At 58.7% G+C, this 20,112-nt stretch carries 17 protein-coding genes and 5 pseudogenes; 12 read left to right on the top strand and 10 right to left on the bottom strand.

Annotated elements, in window-relative coordinates; translation table 11 throughout:
• Positions 1-122: leucine zipper domain-containing protein (locus EN804_RS28905; protein ID WP_245474027.1), on the bottom strand; the 122-nt coding region annotated here is incomplete at its 3' end.
• Positions 123-560: 438 nt separating this feature from the next.
• Positions 561-842 carry a DUF2285 domain-containing protein gene (locus EN804_RS28900; RefSeq protein ID WP_063169301.1) on the bottom strand — a complete coding sequence of 94 codons (282 nt, stop codon included), beginning with the start codon at positions 840-842 and terminating at the stop codon, positions 561-563.
• A 115-nt stretch (positions 843-957) separates the two neighbouring features.
• Here EN804_RS28900 and EN804_RS28895 point away from each other — a divergent pair, with 115 nt between their 5' ends.
• Complete coding sequence (locus EN804_RS28895) at positions 958-1,191, top strand: helix-turn-helix transcriptional regulator (protein ID WP_082826573.1); 234 nt, start codon at positions 958-960, stop codon at positions 1,189-1,191.
• Between the two features lie 438 nt (positions 1,192-1,629).
• Here the strand turns inward: EN804_RS28895 and EN804_RS37425 are convergent.
• Positions 1,630-1,897: pseudogene (locus EN804_RS37425) on the bottom strand (DUF2285 domain-containing protein).
• A 109-nt stretch (positions 1,898-2,006) separates the two neighbouring features.
• On the opposite strand from EN804_RS37425, the gene EN804_RS28885 reads away from it, so the two are divergent.
• The 9 genes and pseudogenes from EN804_RS28885 (at position 2,007) to EN804_RS28850 (ending at position 8,837) form a co-directional block, all read left to right on the top strand.
• Entirely contained in the window at positions 2,007-2,225 is a 219-nt protein-coding gene (locus tag EN804_RS28885) for a helix-turn-helix transcriptional regulator (RefSeq protein WP_029354714.1), read from the top strand.
• 657 nt (positions 2,226-2,882) lie between these two features.
• Positions 2,883-3,827, top strand: coding sequence for a DMT family transporter (locus EN804_RS28880; RefSeq protein ID WP_082826572.1), 945 nt, complete (start codon positions 2,883-2,885; stop codon positions 3,825-3,827).
• The gene (locus EN804_RS28875; protein WP_135921828.1) at positions 3,824-5,806 is read left to right on the top strand and encodes an argininosuccinate synthase-related protein; all 1,983 of its coding nucleotides are present in this window, start codon (positions 3,824-3,826) and stop codon (positions 5,804-5,806) included. The genes EN804_RS28880 and EN804_RS28875 overlap by 4 nt, the downstream gene beginning before the upstream one ends.
• A 221-nt stretch (positions 5,807-6,027) precedes the next feature.
• A complete protein-coding gene (locus EN804_RS38735) occupies positions 6,028-6,255 on the top strand; it encodes an aminotransferase class III-fold pyridoxal phosphate-dependent enzyme (protein WP_263485461.1) in 228 nt (75 codons plus the stop codon).
• The gene (locus EN804_RS38730) at positions 6,216-6,464 is read left to right on the top strand and encodes an aminotransferase class III-fold pyridoxal phosphate-dependent enzyme (RefSeq protein ID WP_063169297.1); all 249 of its coding nucleotides are present in this window, start codon (positions 6,216-6,218) and stop codon (positions 6,462-6,464) included. The genes EN804_RS38735 and EN804_RS38730 overlap by 40 nt, the downstream gene beginning before the upstream one ends.
• 308 nt (positions 6,465-6,772) lie before the next feature.
• Positions 6,773-7,007, top strand: a pseudogene (locus tag EN804_RS28865) (aldehyde dehydrogenase family protein); the annotation flags it as partial.
• Between the two features lie 68 nt (positions 7,008-7,075).
• Positions 7,076-7,731 (top strand): annotated as a pseudogene (locus EN804_RS28860) (IS630 family transposase); the annotation flags it as partial.
• A 101-nt stretch (positions 7,732-7,832) separates the two neighbouring features.
• Positions 7,833-8,492, top strand: a complete 660-nt coding sequence (locus tag EN804_RS38245; RefSeq protein WP_063169296.1) for a hypothetical protein — start codon at positions 7,833-7,835, stop codon at positions 8,490-8,492.
• A 144-nt stretch (positions 8,493-8,636) separates the two neighbouring features.
• The gene (locus tag EN804_RS28850; RefSeq protein WP_244514237.1) at positions 8,637-8,837 is read left to right on the top strand and encodes a hypothetical protein; all 201 of its coding nucleotides are present in this window, start codon (positions 8,637-8,639) and stop codon (positions 8,835-8,837) included.
• Positions 8,838-9,144: 307 nt separating this feature from the next.
• Here the strand turns inward: EN804_RS28850 and EN804_RS28845 are convergent, their stop codons facing one another.
• Together EN804_RS28845 and EN804_RS28840 are read right to left on the bottom strand one after the other, a co-directional pair.
• Positions 9,145-9,843, bottom strand: coding sequence for an OmpW family protein (locus EN804_RS28845; protein ID WP_063169295.1), 699 nt, complete (start codon positions 9,841-9,843; stop codon positions 9,145-9,147).
• A 38-nt stretch (positions 9,844-9,881) separates the two neighbouring features.
• Positions 9,882-12,044, bottom strand: coding sequence for a prolyl oligopeptidase family serine peptidase (locus EN804_RS28840; RefSeq protein ID WP_082826571.1), 2,163 nt, complete (start codon positions 12,042-12,044; stop codon positions 9,882-9,884).
• Between the two features lie 217 nt (positions 12,045-12,261).
• On the opposite strand from EN804_RS28840, the gene EN804_RS28835 reads away from it, so the two are divergent.
• Together EN804_RS28835 and EN804_RS28830 are read left to right on the top strand one after the other, a co-directional pair.
• Complete coding sequence (locus tag EN804_RS28835; protein ID WP_095769041.1) at positions 12,262-12,522, top strand: hypothetical protein; 261 nt, start codon at positions 12,262-12,264, stop codon at positions 12,520-12,522.
• Between the two features lie 93 nt (positions 12,523-12,615).
• Positions 12,616-12,816, top strand: a pseudogene (locus EN804_RS28830) (SMC-Scp complex subunit ScpB); the annotation flags it as partial.
• A 161-nt stretch (positions 12,817-12,977) separates the two neighbouring features.
• Here EN804_RS28830 and EN804_RS37420 read toward each other — a convergent pair.
• The 5 genes and pseudogenes from EN804_RS37420 to EN804_RS28805 all read right to left on the bottom strand — a co-directional run bounded on the left by EN804_RS37420 (position 12,978) and on the right by EN804_RS28805 (position 19,401).
• Positions 12,978-13,214: a hypothetical protein gene (locus tag EN804_RS37420; protein WP_063169293.1), complete on the bottom strand. Its 237-nt coding sequence runs from the start codon at positions 13,212-13,214 to the stop codon at positions 12,978-12,980.
• Positions 13,215-13,330: 116 nt separating this feature from the next.
• Positions 13,331-14,014, bottom strand: a pseudogene (locus EN804_RS38240) (integrase); the annotation flags it as partial.
• Between the two features lie 243 nt (positions 14,015-14,257).
• Positions 14,258-17,791 (bottom strand): autotransporter domain-containing protein, encoded by a 3,534-nt coding sequence (locus tag EN804_RS28815; RefSeq protein ID WP_082826570.1) that lies wholly within the window; start codon positions 17,789-17,791, stop codon positions 14,258-14,260.
• A 702-nt stretch (positions 17,792-18,493) separates the two neighbouring features.
• On the bottom strand, positions 18,494-19,126 hold the full coding sequence (locus tag EN804_RS28810; RefSeq protein ID WP_135921827.1) for a hypothetical protein: 633 nt from the start codon (positions 19,124-19,126) through the stop codon (positions 18,494-18,496).
• A complete protein-coding gene (locus EN804_RS28805; protein ID WP_063169289.1) occupies positions 19,123-19,401 on the bottom strand; it encodes an AlpA family phage regulatory protein in 279 nt (92 codons plus the stop codon). Before EN804_RS28805 ends, EN804_RS28810 begins: the two co-directional genes overlap by 4 nt.
• Positions 19,402-20,112: the final 711 nt, after the last annotated feature.

Below are 20,112 nucleotides of genomic sequence, written 5' to 3'. Positions count from 1 at the left end.
ATCTTGGCCGACACGCCGTAGACACGCGCCGCATGGGCTTTGGAGAAAGCGCCTTCTATCACCGACAGCGCCATCTCCTCTCGACGCAGCGGTGTGAGACGGGCATTCTTATGGATGTTCATTCGGACCCTCCGGTGAGTGCTGAAGCTTGGTAACTCCAGTCTCCCCGGTCCGGTCCGAATGGACAACCTCCCGAAAGCTCACAGCTAGTCGTGCGGTTATATAGTTTCCGAGGATGGCCCGCTTGCATACCTGCCTGCCGGTAATCTCTAACCCTTGACTTAGGGCGATGGCTATCGGTTATGCGGCTTGAAAGCGAAGAGGTGGACCCTTCGTCGAGCGCCGGTACGATATGGAGTGCTGCTCCGGGCTAATACCCATCCAGACAGAGCGGAACCTTCTATCACGTCAGACGCTCGGACAGTTGCCAAACCCCGATTTCCTGGGAACTGAATTGTGCTCGCCACCGGGTCCATTTTGCCGGCGCGTCTGTGGTGCAGGCCCCGATCAGCCTGACCAATGGCACAGGAACGCTTCTATGACCGAGCACTGCGAATTTGTCAGCTGGCGAACAATTCCTTGTAGCCGCTCGTCACCATCCAGTTCGCACGGTCGAGATGACTACGAAGCGCCTTCCTGGCGCGCTCCGGTTCAAGTGCCGGATCAATGCCGAGGATCAGTTGGGCCATTTCCTCTTCGGGCGCCTCATCGGCTGAGGCGTCCAGGAGCCTCATATAGATGGTAAAGTGCGCCCTGTCGTAGGCGGTAAGACGGTCAGACCAAGGGACTTCGTCGAGCAGTGTTGAGCTTTGAGTCCTATCTGTTCCCGTTGATTGATTCATGTCTGCCGCGAACCTCGCATGTTGATCGCTGGATCCAAGGCAGAATATCCCAAAATGGGATAATCCGAAACGGGGATTAGTCGCTGAGCCGGTCTCTACCTGCCGGTTCACCTAAATGCCCAAATCTCTTCGATCTCCCCGCCACCAGCGGTTTCTGGCCCAGTTGATCTCACTGCGCAATGTCAAAGGGCTGACGCAGGCGCAGGTGGCTGAGAAGCTTGGTCGTCCGCAATCTTTCGTGGCGAAATATGAGGGTGGCGAACGGCGTCTCGATGTCATTGAGTTTCTCGACGTAACTGCGGCCCTCGATGCTGATCCGTGTGAGATTCTGTTGAGCCTGCGCACGTAGTGGGCGCCCGCGCCCATCACCGCGCGTGCCGTGTGCCGGTGGGTCGAGCCCCGCTTTTCTTGGCTCTGGCGTCTCGACCATTCCGCTGCGCCTCCTAGCGCGTCGTTAGACTCTCGCAATTCGCTCTGTTTTGTGCCTTTCTCAGCAGGTGGCGCCGCATCCTTCTAGGCCCGCCGCGGCGTCCCGCAACCCTTAGCCAGCTGTGAGCTTTCAGTAGGTTGTCCATCCGGCCCTTCGGATGCGGTGCGGCTCAGACGGCGGACCCGTTCCTGTCATGATTCGCCGCCGCACCCATTCCTGGGAAGCAGCCATTGGCGAGCGGAGGACAAAATGATGAGACAGCGAAGCGCTGGGCCATCCGCGCTGTGGTGATACGTCGATGCATGGCGGTTGCGCGACTTCGTTGCTTGAAGCGAAGCGACCGCACCGCCCATTTCGTCAACTGGCGAACAAATCCTTGTAGCCGCTCGTCACCACCCAGTTTGCACGGTCGAGATGACTGCGAAGAACGTTGCGTGCGCGCTCAGGTTCGCGTGCCGGATCAATGCCGAGGATCACTTTGGCCATTTCCTCTTCAGTGGCGTTGTCGGCCGAGGCGTCCAGGAGCCTCATATAGGGTTGTAAAGTGGTCCTTGTCGTAGGCTGTAATGCGGTCCGACCAGGGGACCTCGTCGGCGAACGGCGTGTTCGATCTGGGCTGCAACATCGCTAATTCTATCTCCGGCCAATGGACCCGCGAAGCCCTGTGCCTGCTAAATGTGGATTACATATTATAGTTGATAAACTCAAGCCGCCTGATCCGCTGGCTTGCGTGCATGGATATGCGCAAGTTGGTCGGACGGAATGTGCAGAGGATCAGGCAAAGGAAGCGCCTGACGCAGGAGCAGCTTGCGGAGATTTCCGGGTTCAGTCAGCAGTACATCAGCGGCTTGGAGAAAGGCCGAAGAAATCCGACAATTATCACGATCTATGAACTGGCATTGGCCCTCGGCGTCAGCCACATGGATCTGGTTCGGCCCGACAAACAGGCATGATACACCCGCCCTCCAAGTAGCTGGCCGCCTGATGGCGCGCGCCGGGTGCTCGTGAACCCAGGCTTTTCTTAGGGTCCCCCGGCAGCCCCTGCCATTTGGCTCGCCCTGGCCCGGCGCACCCTATTGGACAGTCGGCCGCTGCGGTTTTTGTCAGCCTTTCCTGGGGCGGTCGGCATTGCCTTTTAGGCCCGCCGCGGCCTCCCGCAACCTTCGCTCTCGCTTCAGGTCCTTCTCTTGGTTACGATCCTTCGGATGCGGTTCGCCTCTTTCAGCGGGCCTAATCGCTTTCTGCCGCCCACCCCACGGGGACAGCCACGCGAGACTAGTATGGAGCGTTGCGGTTAGCGCACGAACAGCAAAGGAACTGAAAAAACAGGCAACTGTCGAAGCATGGCTGAACCAGCCATCGTGTCGGCATCTTGGAGCCGCGTGTTCGCCTTGAGGCCCTGCCGGTAGGATCCCTGCAGTTGAAGTCATTGTCGGCATTCTGACAACAATGGACATGAACCGCCGAACTATCAAGGCGACCAGGTTGTTGTCTAGCAATGGTTTTCCGAATCGGCACGGCACTTGCGTTACCAAAAACAAGTACGCCGCGGCACGGATCGCCCAAGAGGCTGAACGACCTGATCTGTTTGACCCTCGCAGCAGGGGTGGATGGCTAACACAAAGGAAACTTTGAAGGTGGACGTTTTCGAAAGTTCTCCAATACCTGTCAGGAAAACACGGACGCCATCTTTCTCGGTGGATCTAGCCTTGCTGGGAGTCGCATTCGTTTGGGGGGCGAGCTATCCGGTCGGGAAAGGCGCACTGTTCTACGCGCCGGTTTCGATACTTGTTCTTTATCGCTTCCTGATTACTACGATCATTACGGCAGTGGCTGCAAGACATGAGATCGCATTGGTCTCCTGGGGCGATTTCATCCGCGGCTTCGCATTGGGAACAATACTTTTTTGCATCTTTATTGCTGAAACTTACGGCGTTGCATCGACAAGCGCAATGAACACGGCCTTGATCATATCGCTTTGTGTGATTTTCACGCCGAGCATCGACTATGGGCTATCACGGCGACTTCCACCTACGGGCATTTTGGCAAGTGCTGCCATAGCGTGCATCGGTGTCGGCATTCTCACTGGCGGGATCAGCAGGTTCAGCCCGGGTGACGCGCTTGTCTTGGGGGCCGCGATTCTGCGAGCGGTTATGGTCGTTTCCACCAAACGCCTTCTGGCCGGCCGGCAGATTTCATCTGCAGCCCTGACGGCCATCCAAGGATCGACGGTGGCAACACTTACTTTCGTTTTGGCCGTCGCTCAGTTCGGAATTTCAGGCCTTGTTGTGAGGGCCACCCTTCAGTTTTGGGGCGCTGTTGCCTTCCTTGCACTCTTCTGCACCCTCGCTGCATTCTACATTCAAAATGCCGCAGTGAGAAAATCCACACCGACACGGGTTGGCTTCTTGATGGGAACAGAACCTTTTTTTGGTTTCGTTCTAGCGCACCTTCTTCTGAATGAGCCTTTGACAGTACCGAGCTTGATAGGCGCAGGCCTCGTCCTCGCTGCGACGTTTGCTGGCATCTGGTTTGAGAGCAGGACATCCAAATGAACCCCATCTTGGCTTCCACCAAACCCGCCATCGGCGGCATTTCGAGTTTTGAAGATCTGGAGGCTTTTCCGGACCGAACCGCACCAGTTGCAACCATGTTCAGCGGCGGTCTCGACAGCACCTATCTTCTCTACAAGCTGCAAAGCCTTGGCTTTGCGAACATTGAAGCTGTCGCAGCGGATGTCGGAACGCGCATCGATCAGCCTTTGTTGGAACGGACGGCAGCCATGTTCGGCGCGCGCTTTGTCTGCCTCGAAGGGCGGGATGCCTTTGTCGAACAAGGCGTGAAATCAGCCATTCGAGCCCACGCCAAGTACCTTGGCATCTATCCGTTGAGCAGTTCGTTGAGCCGTCCCATAATCGCATCTTTGGTTGTTAATCATGCTAGGTCAATCAACTCACGGCTGGTTCTTCATACAGCAAACCTTTCTCAAAACAGTCTTCCGCGCCTTAACAATAGCATTAAGCGCTCAGGATTTTCCGGCAACTTCGGCAGTCCGTATGAATGCTCTGTGATATCCCGACAACAGAAGACCTCCGACCTGTCCAAGTGTGGAGCGACTTTTGTGGCGGACCGCACGTGGAGCGCGGACGAAAACCTCTGGTGTCGGGAATTCGAGTCGGGGCCTTTGGAAGATCCCGAGAACTTTTCCATCCCCGAGGAGGCATTTGCTTGGACGCGCCACATTCCCGCAGAGCAGCCGGTAGAGATCAAACTCGGGTTTGCAGACGGAAGTCTCGTGTCAATTGATGACCGTGATGTTGCATTGGTCGACGCAATCCCGTTCCTGAATAACACGGTCGGCAAATTCGGGCACGGCCGCTTTGTCGGGCTTGAACACATCACAACCGGCCAAAAGGTTCTCGAAGTCCGCGAGGCCCCTGCCGCGGCCATTATCTTCGACGCGCTGCGTCACCTCGAAACCGCTTCTCTTGACGTGGCATCAATCGTTTTGAAGCAAGGGCTTGAGCAAGCCTGGTCCCAAGAGGCGGTTTCAGGTGCATGGGGCAGTACTATTCACCAGATGTGCGAACGGGCCATTGCATCCGCCCTCGAGGGCGTTAGCGGGAGCGTCAGCTACATAGTCGATCACACACGCTTTTTACCTCGGTCGATCCGAGCCAGGACGCCGAGATACATTAGGGACCGCGACCTTTGGGAATACCAAGCCGCAACCCACATAGCGTTGTCCAAAGCGTTCCGTCCTCGCCAAGTCACCAAAAGGGAGACACCCGTGGAAAACAACGCACCCCAGGCGCCGGCCAACCTCAGTCAACAATGCACTGACGGTCTGGTGACAAATGGATGGTGGTTTTCAAAAGGCGAGCGCGCCGAAGCCTGCTTTGGCATCGAAATTGATGTAGCCTGGAAGAACTTTGCTGACCATTGGAATCGACTTCTTCTCGATGAATACATGCGTGACGGCGGAACATATCGTTACCGGCGCTATAGCGCTTTTGAATATGACGCGACTGACGGAATCTTTAGGCTCCTACCCCACGCCCCCTACGAACAATCAAAAAGTGTCAATCATCTGAATGGCGGCTTCAAGCGCCACTTCGAGCCCCTTGAAAACTCCTTTATAGACCATCCCGTCTTAGAAAAGATTCTGACAGGTTTCTGCAGAATTCTATGTGAAGCCGCCCGACATGATCGTTGGAATATCAAGATCCATCCCTACCGGATTGTCGCGCGCGATGGTGTAAATGGCAAACCGGCACCCGAGGGCCTTCACCAGGACGGGGTGGACTTCATTGCTTGCTATATGATTGGGCGGGTCAACGTCACCGGCGGCATGAGCATGATCACCGACGCCTCAAAGGAGTTCCTCGGCGAGGTCGAAATGAACTCCCCGAATGATTTTGTGATCTGCAACGACCGCGAAACCTTTCACGATGTATCGTCGATTGTGGCCGAAAACCTGAAAATGCCGTACGCTTATCGCGACGTCCTTGTGATCGCCTTCGAGAAATTATAACGCCCAGCGCGCCGAGAGCATTTTCAACAAGGTTCAATACTGCTTGGTATCCTCTCGGGTGTTCCTGGTGCGGGAACAATGCAGGATTAATTTCTTGCATCTAAACACCTAGATAGCAGTTTCGCCTCTCTGGTATGATGGTTTTTGGCCTCGCGGATCTCGCGTAATACGAATGACCGTGGACACCCCCGATCTTCGCAAGAAAGTGAGAAATTATCCTCATGCTGTCCGACGAGGTGGTCTGCGGCTTCGGAGGCACCGGGAACTGGTTTGGTAGCCAGACATTTGGGATGGAACCGGACATGCTCTCGATCGCCGGGGGGCTTTCATCCGGTCACCTGCCCATTGGCGGCGTCATTATCTCGACAAGATTTATCAATGCGCCGCTGACGAGGCCCACAAGGTCGGCGTGTTCGGTCACGGTTTCACCTACTCCGGTCATCCGGTGATAGCGGCCGTCGCCGCCGAGGCGATCAGGATCTACAGCGAGATCGATTTCGTGACCCAGGCGCGTCGTCTCGGCGATCACTTGCATGGAGCCCTCGCGGACGCGCTCGGCGACCATCCGCTTGTCGGTGAAGCCCGCGGCCGCGGCTTCATCGCGGGGGTTCAGATCGTCGAGGATCGTGCGCCCGTCGCGTCTTCGCGCCCGAGCTGAGGATCGGCGATGTCGAGCGGCGGTGCCGCGAGCACGGCGTCATGATCCGCAATATGGGAGACGTGCTTGGAATCTGTCCGCCCTATATAATCACCGAAAGCGAGATCGACCCCTTGGTTGACGGCATTCGTTCTGCACTCGACGGCGCCGCTGCTGCGAATTCCCGGGTCGGTCGGGTGGCATGAGTTCCAGCATTAAGACCGACTGCTTCACTTCAGTGGATATTATCGAGCAAACGCTCACCCGAGGGGTGCACTTCATCCGTGTCCGGTACAAAACGTCACCCATGTCTCAGGTCGGGCACGCCGCTCGCCAACGACACCGAGTTCGGCCTCGCGGCCTACTTCTACACCGGCGATCTCGGTCGCGCCTTCCGCGTGATGGAAGGACTGAAGTACCGGCGTCAATGAAGGCCTGATCACCACGCCGGAGGTGCCGTTCCGCGGCGTCAAGGAATCGGGCCTCGGCAAGGAAGGCGGCCTCCAGGGCATCGTGGATTATCTCGACACCAAACATGTCTGCATCGGCGGTCTCGGCGTCTAGTGGTTCCCGCCTGACATAGGAGTCCAATCAGAGATTCCCTTTCTGGCCTGCGCGTGCGAGTCTGGCGCATGCGCACAGGAAGATCGTTCACCGTTTCGTCGGCCGATCGCGTCCGTCTGACGGCGCTGATCAGGGATCGCAACGCCCCGCAAAAGCATGTCTGGCGCGCCGAGATAGTGCTTTTGCCCGCCGACGGCGTCGGCACCGGCGAGGTCATGCGCCGCATCGGCAAGTCGAAGACCGACGTCTGGCGCTGGCAGGAGCGCTTTGCCGCGGAAGGCTGTGACGGGCTGCTGCGCGACAAGACGCGACAGTGGCGCATTCCGCCGCTCGGTCCCGATGTCGGCGAGCGCGTCGTGGCACTGACGCTTGCCGATCCGCCGGGCGAGAGGACCCACTGGACCGCCGACATGATGGCGCAAGCCGCCGCAATCAGCGCCAGCGCCGTCAGGCGCATCTGGAAGGCGCATGGTCTCGCACCCCACCGCTGGCGCCAGGTTCAAGCTCTCCAATGATCCGAAGTTCGTCGACAAGTTGCGCGCCGTCGTCGGCCTCTATCTCGATGCGCCGGCCCATGCCATCGTTCTGTCGGTCGATGAAAAGAGCCAGATCCGGCGCTCGACCGCACCCACCCGGCCTGCCGATGAAGAAGGGGCGGCTCGGTACGATGAGGCACGACTACAAGCGCAACGGCACCACCACCCTGTTCGCCGCCCTCAACGTCCACTATTGTCCCGTTGACGAGAATATCATCTTAGTTGCTTGTAAAAATTTGTTCTCCACTTCCGTCTCCATCGTATCTCAGTCAACGCGATGGAGCAGGAAATGACTACAAACATTGTGAAACTGGAAGAAGGCAGGGCAATCGGCTCTAATCGTGACGTGCCGCTGTCAGATCATGAGGCGGAAGCCCTAGGGCATCTTGCGGTGGCGCTGAGTGGCATTTCGACGACCATTCGGTCCGCCGCCTACAAACACGCGCTAAACTCTAGTCACGCGATGAAGCCCCTAAAGGAGACGGAGGACGCGCTTACCGACTACGACGCCTTGGCGAGGGCGGCGGGCCGAAAGCAGCCGAAAGCGGCGGAGGAGGACGACAGGAAGGGGGACGCCCTAGCGAGAGAGGCCGCCGCACAGGTCAGCAGGGTCGATCAGACCCGATCTTCCCGCTGGAGCAGACCGCGAAGGGTACCGGTGGCATCAACGGACTACGTTCGGCAGGTGGTCATGGCAGATAGTCAGCTTGGAGCAGTGTCGGCACTGGTAAACGCGCGGCGAGTGGCTCCAGAACGCTTCCATGCTTCTGTTCCCAGTGTAGATAATAATCCGGATGCTCCGCTTCTGACCTCTTTTTCGGACTATCTGAGCAGGGTGTGCGGACTGGAGTCAAAGTCCCGCGAAGGCGTTCTCCTGGGCAGCCGCCGCTTTCTGGATTGGTTCCATCACCACCATTCCCGGCCAAGCCCTCGGCGCGTTGACGGCTGAGCATGTCCTTGCCGCTGTCGAACATCGGCTGTCACTATCGGCGACCTCCGGTACCCGCACCGGCAGCAACTTCTCACATCGTATTGGGCTGGCCACCACGACCAGAATCTCGCGCGCGTCGTCCCCAGGACGCCCCACTGGCGTTTGGCTCATCTAACCCTCGAACTCGGCTACGGCCCGTCGACGGTCTTCTTCACATGGGTCGGATTCGACGAAATGGACGAGGTCACAGGCGACGGCCATGCTGAACTGCTCGACGACGGCTCCATCGACATCACCTTCTATCACAACGGCGACGAGGCAATCCTCAAGGCCAAACGGGACACTTCTTCAACGGCCTGCTAGGAGATCCGTGTTCGCCTTGCGCTGACAAAGAAGCTCACACATGACGTCCGGGAGACGATGCTGGCAAATGGTCTGGCTGAAGCATTCCACCCACAATACCAAAGCCCGTCCCGATCCAAAGCGCTTCTAAGCACTCCACCTCAGGCGCAAGGCCGGTTGGCCAGTGCATCTTCTTGGTCCGCCGGAAGAGAACCCCGCCCGACAATAGCTTCATGAGGTCTTGCGCTGCAGTGTCGACCGTAAAAAAGGGCGCGCGAGGCGCCCTTCATTTAAACCGGCAGTCGGGAAGCAGACTTCACTCTGATATTCAAAAGCGGTAGGTGACACCTGCGCCTATCAGCCAGGGATCGAGCTCCGCCTTCCCCGTCAGCTTCGCGCCGGTCACCGTGACGTCGAAGTCCGGCTTCAGGAAAAGCTTCTTCACGTCGAAGTTGAGGCCCCAGTGCTGGTCCACCATGTAGTCGAATCCGACCTGCAGCGCCGTGCCGAACGTGTTCTTCACCTTGAGAGCATCAGCGCTGCCAGTGTCCTGGTTGTAGAAGATCGTGTAGTTCACGCCGGCGCCGACATAAGGCTTGAACGCGCCGAGATCGGTAAAATGGTACTGCAACGTGAGTGTCGGCGGCAGCAGCCAAACTTTGCCGATGTTGCCCAACCCTCCGATCGTCCCTTGGCCCGCGATGTTGGCATAAGTGGTACCGAGTATGAGTTCGGCGGCGATGTTGTCGGTGAAGAAATACGAGATATCGAGTTCCGGCGTCACCGTGTCCGAATACGAAAGACCGGAGCCGGGAAGCGTATCAACGTAGCCCAGATCTTTCGTAACGACGCCCAACGCCCGCAGGCGGACCTGCCAAGGGATTGGCGCTTCGGTGACCGAGGCTCCCGTCTCCGCCAGGACGGTCTCTGCTTGCGCAGGCTCCGCGGCGACGGCCTGCTGTCCCACCATGATCAGGGCCACCGCCGCTGCTGTTGCCCGCGCTACGCCCATTCGCGTTCTCGCCATGAGATTCACTCCTTGATGTTCAGAAAGGATGCACTGCACTATTTCGTCTCCTGCTCGAATGAATTGTTGATGGACCTCAAATGCCCCTCTTGCGTTGCAACGCGTTCCGCCGTCTCCGGAGGGTGATCGTTGAAGCCGATTGCGCTGCGGAGAAAATTGGTGCCTAGACTGATGAATGCGGCTTGCTCCCGATTGTCCTCGCCGCAGCCGTGCCCGCCTGCGCTGGCCTCGTAGAAGTAAGCGGGATAGCCAAGAGCCTGCAGTTTTGCGGCCATCTTGCGCGCATGGCCCGGATGGACGCGGTCGTCTCGTTTCGTGGTGGCGATCAGGATAGGCGGATAGGGCTGTCCCGGCGCTGCGGCGTGATAGGCGGAGATTTCCTTCAGGAAAGCCCAATCGTGAACCTTGTCCGGATCGCCATATTCGTCGATCCAGCTCGCGCCCGCCAAGAGCTTGGTGTAGCGACGCATGTCGATAAGCGGTGCTGTGCAGAACAGAGCCCCGAAATGCTCAGGATAGCGGGTCAGCATGTTTGCGATCAGCAGGCCGCCATTTGAGCCACCCTCGGCGGCAATCCGCCTCGGCAGGGTGATGCCCCTTCGCACGAGGTCGGAGGCAACGGCGGCGAAATCGTCGTGGGCGAGACGCTTGCCCTCCCTGCGCCCGGCTTCGTGCCAGCGGGTGCCGAACTCGCCGCCGCCGCGGATGTTCGCCTCGACACACGTGCCGCCGCGCTCGAGCCACAGCTTGCCCAGCGGGGAGTTGTAGTAGGGCAGGAATGATACGCCGAACCCGCCATAAGCGGAAAGGTGAATCGGAGCATCTCCGTTCCCGTTCGCCGGACCAACCTGCGTATAGGGGATCAGCTCATGATCGATAGAGACTGCCTCGTGGCGCGTGACCACCAGTCCGGATGCATCGAAATTCTCCGGGCTGCGCTTCAGGATTGCTGAAGCGCTGAGAGACGGCGCGGCATTCAGATCGAACAGCAAGAGCTGCGGCGGCGTGATCGGATCCTGAGCACAGATCAGGACCTCTCCATTGGTCTCGTGAACTGCCGCATCGAATGACCAGACGTCGACAGTACCTTCGGCGGGCAGGGTGTTCAGGACTCGGCGCGTCCATTCCTGGTGGCCGGGAGTGAACATCTCGAAACGCGGTGCGAGATTGACGAGGTAAGAGATAATGAGCTTCCCGTCATTCCAGAAGAATGACTGCATGGAGCGCCTTTCCCCTGGTTGAAACAGGGTCTCAAAACGGCGTCCGCCGGCGAGGAAAGTGGAAAGCGAGATGACGATCAGCGCGTCGGCGGGATGGGTGGTGCCTCCCACCGTCCAGGGCTTGCGCGGCCTTACCGCCAGCCAGTCGCCGAAGACCCGCCACGACGCGTCGCGAGGAAGATCGATCTGCCTCCTCGGCCCGCTCCTATCGCCGATCCAGCTGATCTTCTCGAAGAAGGCCGGCTGCTCGATGAACCAAAGGCGCTCGCTGCGGCCGGTGCGGTCCGAATGACCAGACACTTGGAAGCTTTCGAACCCGGCCTCGAAGATTGCCGGCGTGGTGAGGGGATCCGCGTCACGCTTCCACAGTCGAACTGTGCGCGCATAGCCGGAGCGGGTGGCCATGCCATTACCAAGCGCACTGGAAAGCAGAAGCGTGTCAGGGTCCAGCCAATTAACGTAGCCTTTGGCCTCGGGGAGGTTGAAGCCGTCGGCGACAAAGCTCAGAGAAATCAGGTCGAATTCGCGATGCACGACCGCGTCGCTGCCGCCGCGCGACAGGCGCAGAACGGCTCTTTCCCGTCTCTCCGGCTCGATGGACGCGCCGTCCCAGATCCAGTCCTCTCCGTCGCTAGCCGCGAGAGCATCCAGATCGAGCAGTAGCTCCCATTGGGGATCCGCCTTCATGTAGGCGGCAAGGGTGGTCCGGCGCCACAGTCCGCGTGGATTACCGTCATCTCGCCAGTAATTGTAGAGGTACTGACTACGGCGCGCGATCAGGGGAAGATTGTCGCGATTGTCGAAAATGGCTGTCAGAGCCGCGCGGTCGCGCTCGAACTGCGTTCCACCGAAGTGCTTCAGAGTCCTTGCCGATTGGCCGGCGGCCCAGGCAAGTGCCCGCTCGCCCTCTACATCTTCAAGCCAGACATAGGGATCGTCGTCGGGAGCATCAAGCGTTGGACGGACATCAAATGCGTTCATGTCCGGACAGCCTTCAGAAAGAAGGGATAGAGGCTTCCGTCGGCTCGGGAACGCTCAGTGTCGGTAGCGGCGCCCACATGTTCGAAAAGCGTGATCATTGATGAGTTCTTCCAGTCGGTGCGGCATCGCAGTGCTTTTGCGCATAGGGCCGCAACCTTCGTGCCAACTGGGAAAATCGTTTCGGAACAATGCGATCGCTCTGGAAGCGTTGTGTCACATGTCCGACATCGTCGAGAATCCGACAACGAGTGCTCCTCCTAATCACCGGATCAACCTCCGGCGCCAGTCGTGGACACTGTGCAGAACTCGAGAAGTGAAGCTCATTGGAGTGAACCTGGTTGACGCCCAACATCTTCGCTCTGGAGCGCTTCACGCACACGGATTCATGGCAGACACCATGATGCGATCGATGCTGTTAGAGACCAAGCTGGCTGCGCCTGTGAGTTTCAGCCGCCAGCTGGAAGCAGCGGAGTTCTGAGGAGAAGGGTGGGGGGCCCAAGCCCTGCCGCAATCTTGGCCTGCACCGTCCCCTTGATTGTTGTGGGTCAACGTCTGCCTGCCCGCTGAATTTGGCACGCCTTACACCTACGTCACGACCAAGACCTTCCTGTTGCACTTCGGCCTCGACACACTGCGGGATTTGCCCGATTTCGAGGCGATTGAGGTTGCCGCGCTGCTCAGCAAGGAGAAGCTGCTGGCGGGCGATACTCCCATCGGGCTGGTGAGTGGTGGAGGAGGTGAGGAGCGACACTCCAAGGCCAGGACGGGCTAGCGCAGCAGATACATGGAAGTAATCGCTTGATATGAGCGGTTGAGAGTCGAATCAGGGAACTATGCGATCACTATCGATAAGAGGTGGCAATATCGATCGTGATTGTATCGGGCCACTCTACGGCGAAGGAGGCGGCAACTTGTGTCTCCGACCCGAAACGATTACCTTGCGGCCATTATGAGCAAGCATTTGGCATCCGTCTTGACGACGTGAACGCGCCCTGCAGCGTACAGCTGGACGACGCGGCGCTGGCCGATTGCTTTGCGGATCTCGATTTGGCCAAGCAGCATCCCGCTCATGTCAGCGCCTTTCTCGGCGAGGTCCCTCTCGCCCAGCAAGTCGAGTTCGCAACCGCGCACCACATTCGCGGTCGACGAGATGAAGGCTTTTGCCGCCAAGTTCTCTGCCTGGTCCGGCGAAAGCTATCCGCTCGCCGCATAATGGCTGGACATGATAGCCGACGCCCGTCCCGAATGGCGGCGGCTTTTTCGTATTATATCGACCTGATCGACAAGATGCGGCGGAACAGGGGTCCACGTGCGATGCGGCCAAAGCGGATCCAGCTCTCGAGCGCGACTACGGGGTAGGTGTGGTCGCTGGAGCCGCGGCCGACCTCGACCTCGCGCCAGCCGGTCTTGCCGCGCAGGGTGACCAGCAGCCCTTGCCGTCAAAAATCTCGATCCAGCTGGCGCCATCGCTGTTGTCGTCGCGCATGACGTCGAGACCGACGATCTCGGAGCGCCGCAGGCCGCCGCCACAGCCCAGGAGCAAAATAGCGCGGTCGCGCAGGCCCTGAGGTCGTGGCCGAGCGTGGCGATCATCGCCAGCAGATCGTCGCCAGGACCGCCTCTTTCTGCCGCGGTGGCTTTGCGTGCTTGCGGCGAATGCCGGCAAGAACCTTATAGATATGCCGCTCCGCGCGGTCCAACGGCCGGCCGCGCTGGGTAAAGTTCCAGGCGAGGCCGGAAAGCCGCCGCTCGATGGTCGCAAACTAAAGGGCAGGGGCGCCACGCTTCGGATCGCCGGCGGCGGTGCCCGAGGCACAGGCGCTGATATTGAGCCTGATCACCTTCGAGCCCGGAGGCAGGGGATCGAAGCCAGCGCGCCGGCACCAGGAGGAAAAATGCCGCCAATCCTTGGGGTAGGCGTCGCGCGTGTTCTCCGAGGTGGCGTTGTAGCCCCTCGCGGTCTCGACCAGTTCCTGGACATGCGCCGGGACTCTTTGAGCCGGGTCTCCATCTCCTTGTAGAGCTTGTCAAGCTCGCCATCGACTGGCTTCAGGTCGTCGATTGAACATTGCGTCATCATAGGCTTTGTGCCTTGTTGTAGCAGGCATCGTCCGTTCGCGCGGCGGACACAGACATCACCGTCGCTGAGCCGAGAACGACGGTAAAAGAAAATGCACTCACTGACTTCATAACCAATCTCTTTTGCGGGTGATTTAGAAACGGACGCCGAGCTTGGCGCTGAACCCGTGTGTCTGGGCATCCGAGGCGATCTGTCCCTGATAGGCGATGCCGAACGTCGCGTTCTCGGTGATGTTTACGTCAAGCCCAGCTTCGAGCAGAGCTGCGTTCTTTGCGATCGGCACGCCCTTGATGGCGAAGGAGGAACCGCCAGCAAAGGCAAGAGCGGTATCCGGCCTGACGTCGCCGAAGGCGTGGCGCCAGCCAAGACCGCCGCGCGCGGTAGCAGTCACGGTGCCGAGGGTCAGTACCGTCGACGCACGCAGACCTAGCGTGGTAAACGCCGTGTCGCTCGAGCGATCCCCGCTCGACAAGGCGGCTGCGCCGCCATTCTCGGTGAAGCCATCGGCGTCAAAATTCACATAAGCGAGATTAGCGTAGGGCTCGAAGGAAGCCGAAGCCGTATTGATACGGTAGCCGAGCTCGCCAAAGGCCTGGAACGTGCCGGCGTCGTAATCGGCCGAAAGGCTGTCGGCGAAGCCTGGAAAGACCACGGACCTGCCGGTCTCGATGCTGTGCCAGGTATAGGCAAGGCCGGAACGAAAACCGAGATTGCCGTTCTGCGTGCCGGCAAAAAGACCGAGATGGTAATTCTCGCTCGAGCCCGACGACGCGCGATCGTCCGCCTCCAAGGAGGTATGGCTGTAGCCGCTGATGAGGCCGAGCCGCCAGCTTTCGCCGACAGCCGCGTCACCGCCAGCCAGAAAGCCGCCTGTCGAGTGATCGAGACCGGCGGCATTGCCGTCGCTGTCGAGATGACCCCAGGCGCCGAAGCCACGGCCCCATACGGCGAAATTCTCACTCGTTGCCGGGGCCAGTTCCAGACCACCCAGCCCATAAGTCATCACCGGAACGCTGGAGGCACCGACGCCGTCGAACGCCGCACGGATCCGTTCGCTCGCGGCATCGCGTACAGAATGACTGTCCTCGATGAGGCCGCTATGAATGGAAGCATGAACCTCGCCTGATAGCATATCGAAAGCGTTGCGGGCTTCCGGCGCCGTCAGGAACAGGATGTTGTCCTGGATCGGATTACCGCTTCCAAGCGCCTGAGCCGCTGCGGCGACCGAGCGTTGATTGAAGGTGCTGGCTACATCGGCAAACGCCGTCGATGTGCGGCTGATATCGAGATAGACATTGTTGGCATCGTAGACGAGCTGGAAATCGACGAAGGGCGTCGCGTCTGTCGCCAGAGCCCCCGTCAGCCCGCCATAGGTGCCGCTTACGCCGCCTGCTGCGGAGAGCAGAGTATATCGGGCATCGACCGATAGCGTTCCCTGCCGCAGCAGCTCGATCTGCGCGCCGCTGTCGATCGCCGCTGCTCCGCCAACATCGATGAGATCGGACGACCTTGCGAGGTCGACCTGATAGATCGATCCGGACTGCTGCGCGAAATCGCCCGTGACAGTCAGTGTGGTGACGATCCTGCTCGGATCGGTCGCACTGCCAGGAGCGACCGTGCCGCCCTCGGAAATGGTGACCGCACCGTAGGTGCCGCCGCCTGCGACGACACCGCCGCTGTTTGCGATAGCCGTGCCCCCGATCTGCCCGTCATTCCCGAGAAAGCCGGACGTGGTCGCATCATGGGAAAGCACACCTGTATCGGCAAGCAGCAATCCCGCGCCGGAACCGACCGTCGTCATGCCGGAAAAATTGTTCTTTCCGCTCAGCGTTTGCACGCCACCGGCAACGAATAGTTTGCCGCCCATATTATTGTTATCAACGTCGAGGTCGTTGATGCTGCCGGCGAACGTGTCGTTCGAATCCGTTAGCACCAGGGTACGCTTGCCCAGTTCGACCGTTCCGCTGCCACTCAGGCTACGAATACGGGCATCGTTGTAGGCGTCGGAGATTCCCCAATAGTCGCTGCCATTTCCATGTTCGGAGATATCGAACGTGCCGTCTGCAACGACTTTCGCTGACCGTTGGATGTTGCCGAGCCCCGCAAGCGAGAGATAGGCATCCTGAGCAATATTCGTCTCGCCGGTGTAGGTGTTGACATTCGTCATCCGGACCACCGTCTTTGTATCAAGCGTCAGCGATCCGGAGCCGGAGACGACACCCGCTATGCCGAACCCGCCCTCATTCCCCATGCTCGTCGTGATCCTGCTCAGACCGGTCCCTTCGGGTGCGGATGAATCGGTAGAGAAGTTGCTGGCAGTGACGAAATGTGACGTATAAGCGGTATACTTCTTCTCCAGATCGAAAATGACCGATCTGTTTTTGAAGAAGTCAAGACCGGCAACAAAACTGGTCTGGTCATTGGGTTGTTCCGTCGTGCCGCTGGTGTAGGTGAAGTCGATATTGTCCAGCCTTACCGGATCGCCATCCGTTCCTGCGATTGTAACGCTCGGGATGTTGCCCGATGCGCTTACGATCTCGCGTTGCTCATTTCTCCGAACATTTTTAAGTTTGACGCCCGCATCCTGAAATTGCTTCAGCATCGCATCACTGATCTCCAGACTGCCACCGCCCGGTGTGCCGGTGTCGAGCAATACCGCGGTCTTGTTGGGGTCGGTGATTGGTGGGGCTCCATCCTTAACCGTGTACTGCAGATTGTAGCTGCCTTCGTATTCGGTCGAGGCATTGGCGCCAGAGCCAGGAAAATTCTGATAAGAATCCTGATCTTTTTCCTCGGGTTCTCCCCATGGCATGGCATTAGTATATTGGGCCCGGAGGCTTGGATTGAGGTTGACAATCGTGCAGGGGGAACAGCCAGGCGTTTGGTCGCTCTCGGAATCCGGATTCACATTGGCGGAGACCACGTAGCCAGACCTGGTGACACTGCCCATCATGCCCCAGACACTTGTCTTGCCAAGAAAATCGCCGGCCCCGAATGTACCTGCGAAATCGCCGCCTTCGTCTGCCATCTTGCCAGCGGTCATTTTCGCCCGCTGCTCCTTATCGGCGTGATAAGGTTCTTGGAGATCCTGACCATACATATCTTTAAGTCCATCCGTCACGGATCCCGGCGTGCACTTAAGATTGTTGTCCTTGCAATACGCATGGGTATAGACAAAATCGAGAATGCGAGCAGCCCGGTATTTCTTATCGCTTACAGACGGCCCGTCGATTGTTATCTTTTGATCTGGATCGACATATGTAAATTTATCAATTTCCACGTTCTGAAGCTTATTACCATACGTTCCGTCCCCGTACGTATATACGTAAGGCGTGTCGGCAATCGGGCGGACCCCGGTCACCTCTGACCCGATCTGCGTGTTGAGCTGGTCCGAGCCCGTGTCGAATACGTATCGCTGCGCGTTGCCATTGTTGATCTTGGCCCAGATGCCCAGGCGGTCATGGCCTTCCCCGACATACTCCAGCGGGATCGAAATCGGGTCGTCGGCCAACGCTTCTCCAGTTGGAAATGCTACCAGACCCACCCCGAGAGACACAGCCGGCAGGAATACCGTCGTCATCGCGGTGGTTGCCGCCAGAAAGTTCTTTGTCCTGAAACAAGCCTGCATACCTGGTCCTCGAAAAAGTCTCGCAAACTGATTGTTCATTGGAACGGCCTCCTGAATTGTTTAACGAGACCCTTTATGGCGGCCCTGGCTGACAACAGCCTGAAAGCTGCAAGCGGCCTGCGAGAATGGGGCGATCCTGAATGACGACAGGTGCTGTCAACAATGGATGAGTGCTCGGCCTGAAAGCTGAGCACGCTTTATGCTCAGGCTGCTGACAAGGCCAAAGCAGCGTAAGTGCGGAGTGAAATCCAAGGTCCACATGGGTCGTCGCGCTTCCCGTGCGCCTGGGAAGGCGCCGGCCCGGCCAAGCTTTCCCAGATCGTCCGGATGGCGCACAAGATACCGGTTCAGGTCGATCGAGATGGAGGCCGAGGCGTATGCCAAGGCGGTCGACTGCCTGACGAAAGATCAGAATGCGTCGCTGGCGCTCTACGATTTCCGCCGGCAGCGAGCTCAGCTCCTGCCGGGCATCCGTGTTTACTGGCGACGAGACACAAGATGTGCCCAAATTGCCACCAGACCGTCACCTGCGATGAGTTTCGGCAACTGATTTTGTCCTTTCAATCGTCGCCACTTCCTGGCCGCGGCCAACATGGGCCACTCGAAGGCAGCAGACTGGCGGCTATATGGACGGGCTGTGAGCCCGCACCGGAGACATTGGCGAAATCTACGATCTCTATAGCAAAGTCAAGGAGAAGCGCGAGGTGTTGCAGATGTGGTCAAATCACATCGAATGGCTGATCAAGCAGGCTGCGGATGACGCTCTGGCGGCGTAGCTGCTGGCATGGGCGGAAGATGCGGCGCAACAATCGTCAGAGCCTCATCGAATTGGAGATCATGCTTGACCAGCAAATGCGCGGCCAATGCTTCGATGGCTGACCAGTGATCGAGTACTAGCCGGGCCGTGCGATCTTCGATCCGCCTCCAACGGGGGCGGCGCGGCATCAGGAACCGCAACTCACCATAGATTCGCTTGGCATCCGCGTAGTCGCTGCTCCCCTCATTCCCATCGGACGCATTCATCGCCATATCGCGCGGGTCCAGATAGCCTTCGAATGCGGATTCTGCAAAAGGACCTGCCAGACACGCAACTATCTCTTGGATCGCTTCATCGCGTTGGAAATGTCGATCCATATCGTTCTCGAAAATCGGCTTTCGCTTCGAGGTGAATCCTTGCGCTGAATAGAAAACCGTGCCTTCGACAAAACCACCGCACTCTCCGTCACCGGCGTCGGGGTAAATACTAACACTTGAGAAAGCAGGGAGTTCACGGTCGTCGTCGAACATCTGACGGTGCAAAACGATGGCGGCCACCGCGTGCCCGGCTTCGTGATGCGCCACAGACGGGAGAAGATATTGGGAGGCTACATTCATGCGGTGCGGCTCTCAGATCTAGTTTCCATCCAAGCCCTGATATCGGATTCAAGCCATGCGACTCGGCCGGGGGAGATGCGACGCCGCTTAGGGAACAGGCCTGCCTTCAGAGTCGCGCGGTCGCGCTCGAACTGCGTTCCACTGAAGTGCTTCAGGGTCTTTGCCGACTGGCCGGCGGCCCAGGCAAGTGCCCGCTCGCCTTCCACATCTTCAAGCCAAAGATAGAGATCGTCGTCGGGAGCATCCAGCGTTGGACGGACATCAAATGCGTTCATGTCCGGACAGCCTTCAGAAAGAAGGGATAGAGGCTTCCGTTTGATCGGGAACGCTTAGTGTTGGTAGCGGCGCCCACATGTTCGAAAAGCGTGATCATTGATGAGTTCTTCCAGTCGGTGCGGCATCGCAGTGCTTTTGCGCATAGGACCGCAATTGTCGTGCCAACTGGGAAAATCGTTTCGGAACAACGTGATCGCTCTGGCAGCGTTGTGTCAGATGTCCGACATCGTCGAGAATCCGACAACGAGTGCTCCTCCTAATCACCGGATCAACCTCCGGCGCCAGTCGGTGACACCGCATTCCTCTGTCTTTCCAGGAGACGGCGTGGACATCAATGCCGTTCCTCACCGAACCCGCCTCCTAGCCCTTCGCCCATACGTCACGGCCGCCCCCCGGTTTGGCTTCAACCTGAAGGATTACGGCGTCCTCTTCGCAGAGAAGATCGGGTTGTTCGTGGCGCGCGCAGCGGAGCCCAAGGAGCTTTTCTGGGTTGCGGATACTGGCATGTCGATATTACGACCGTGTGTCCTTCGACAAGCTTGGTGGCTTCTTCAACCAGAATCTCGCCGCGGAGATCGAATCGTTATCTGCGCCGCAAAGTGCGGCCGGTGAGCGGCGTGGCCCTGCGTTCCAGTTGGCCACGGTCCTCGCTGGGACGAGCAAGTAAATGGCTTGCGCAGCAACGGTGCGATCACACCTGGAGCACGGCG

The organism is Mesorhizobium sp. M8A.F.Ca.ET.161.01.1.1 (assembly GCF_004792105.1).
Lineage (GTDB): Bacteria > Pseudomonadota > Alphaproteobacteria > Rhizobiales > Rhizobiaceae > Mesorhizobium.
Note: the sequence above shows the minus strand (reverse complement) of the source record. Positions and strands in the feature narration are given on the sequence as shown.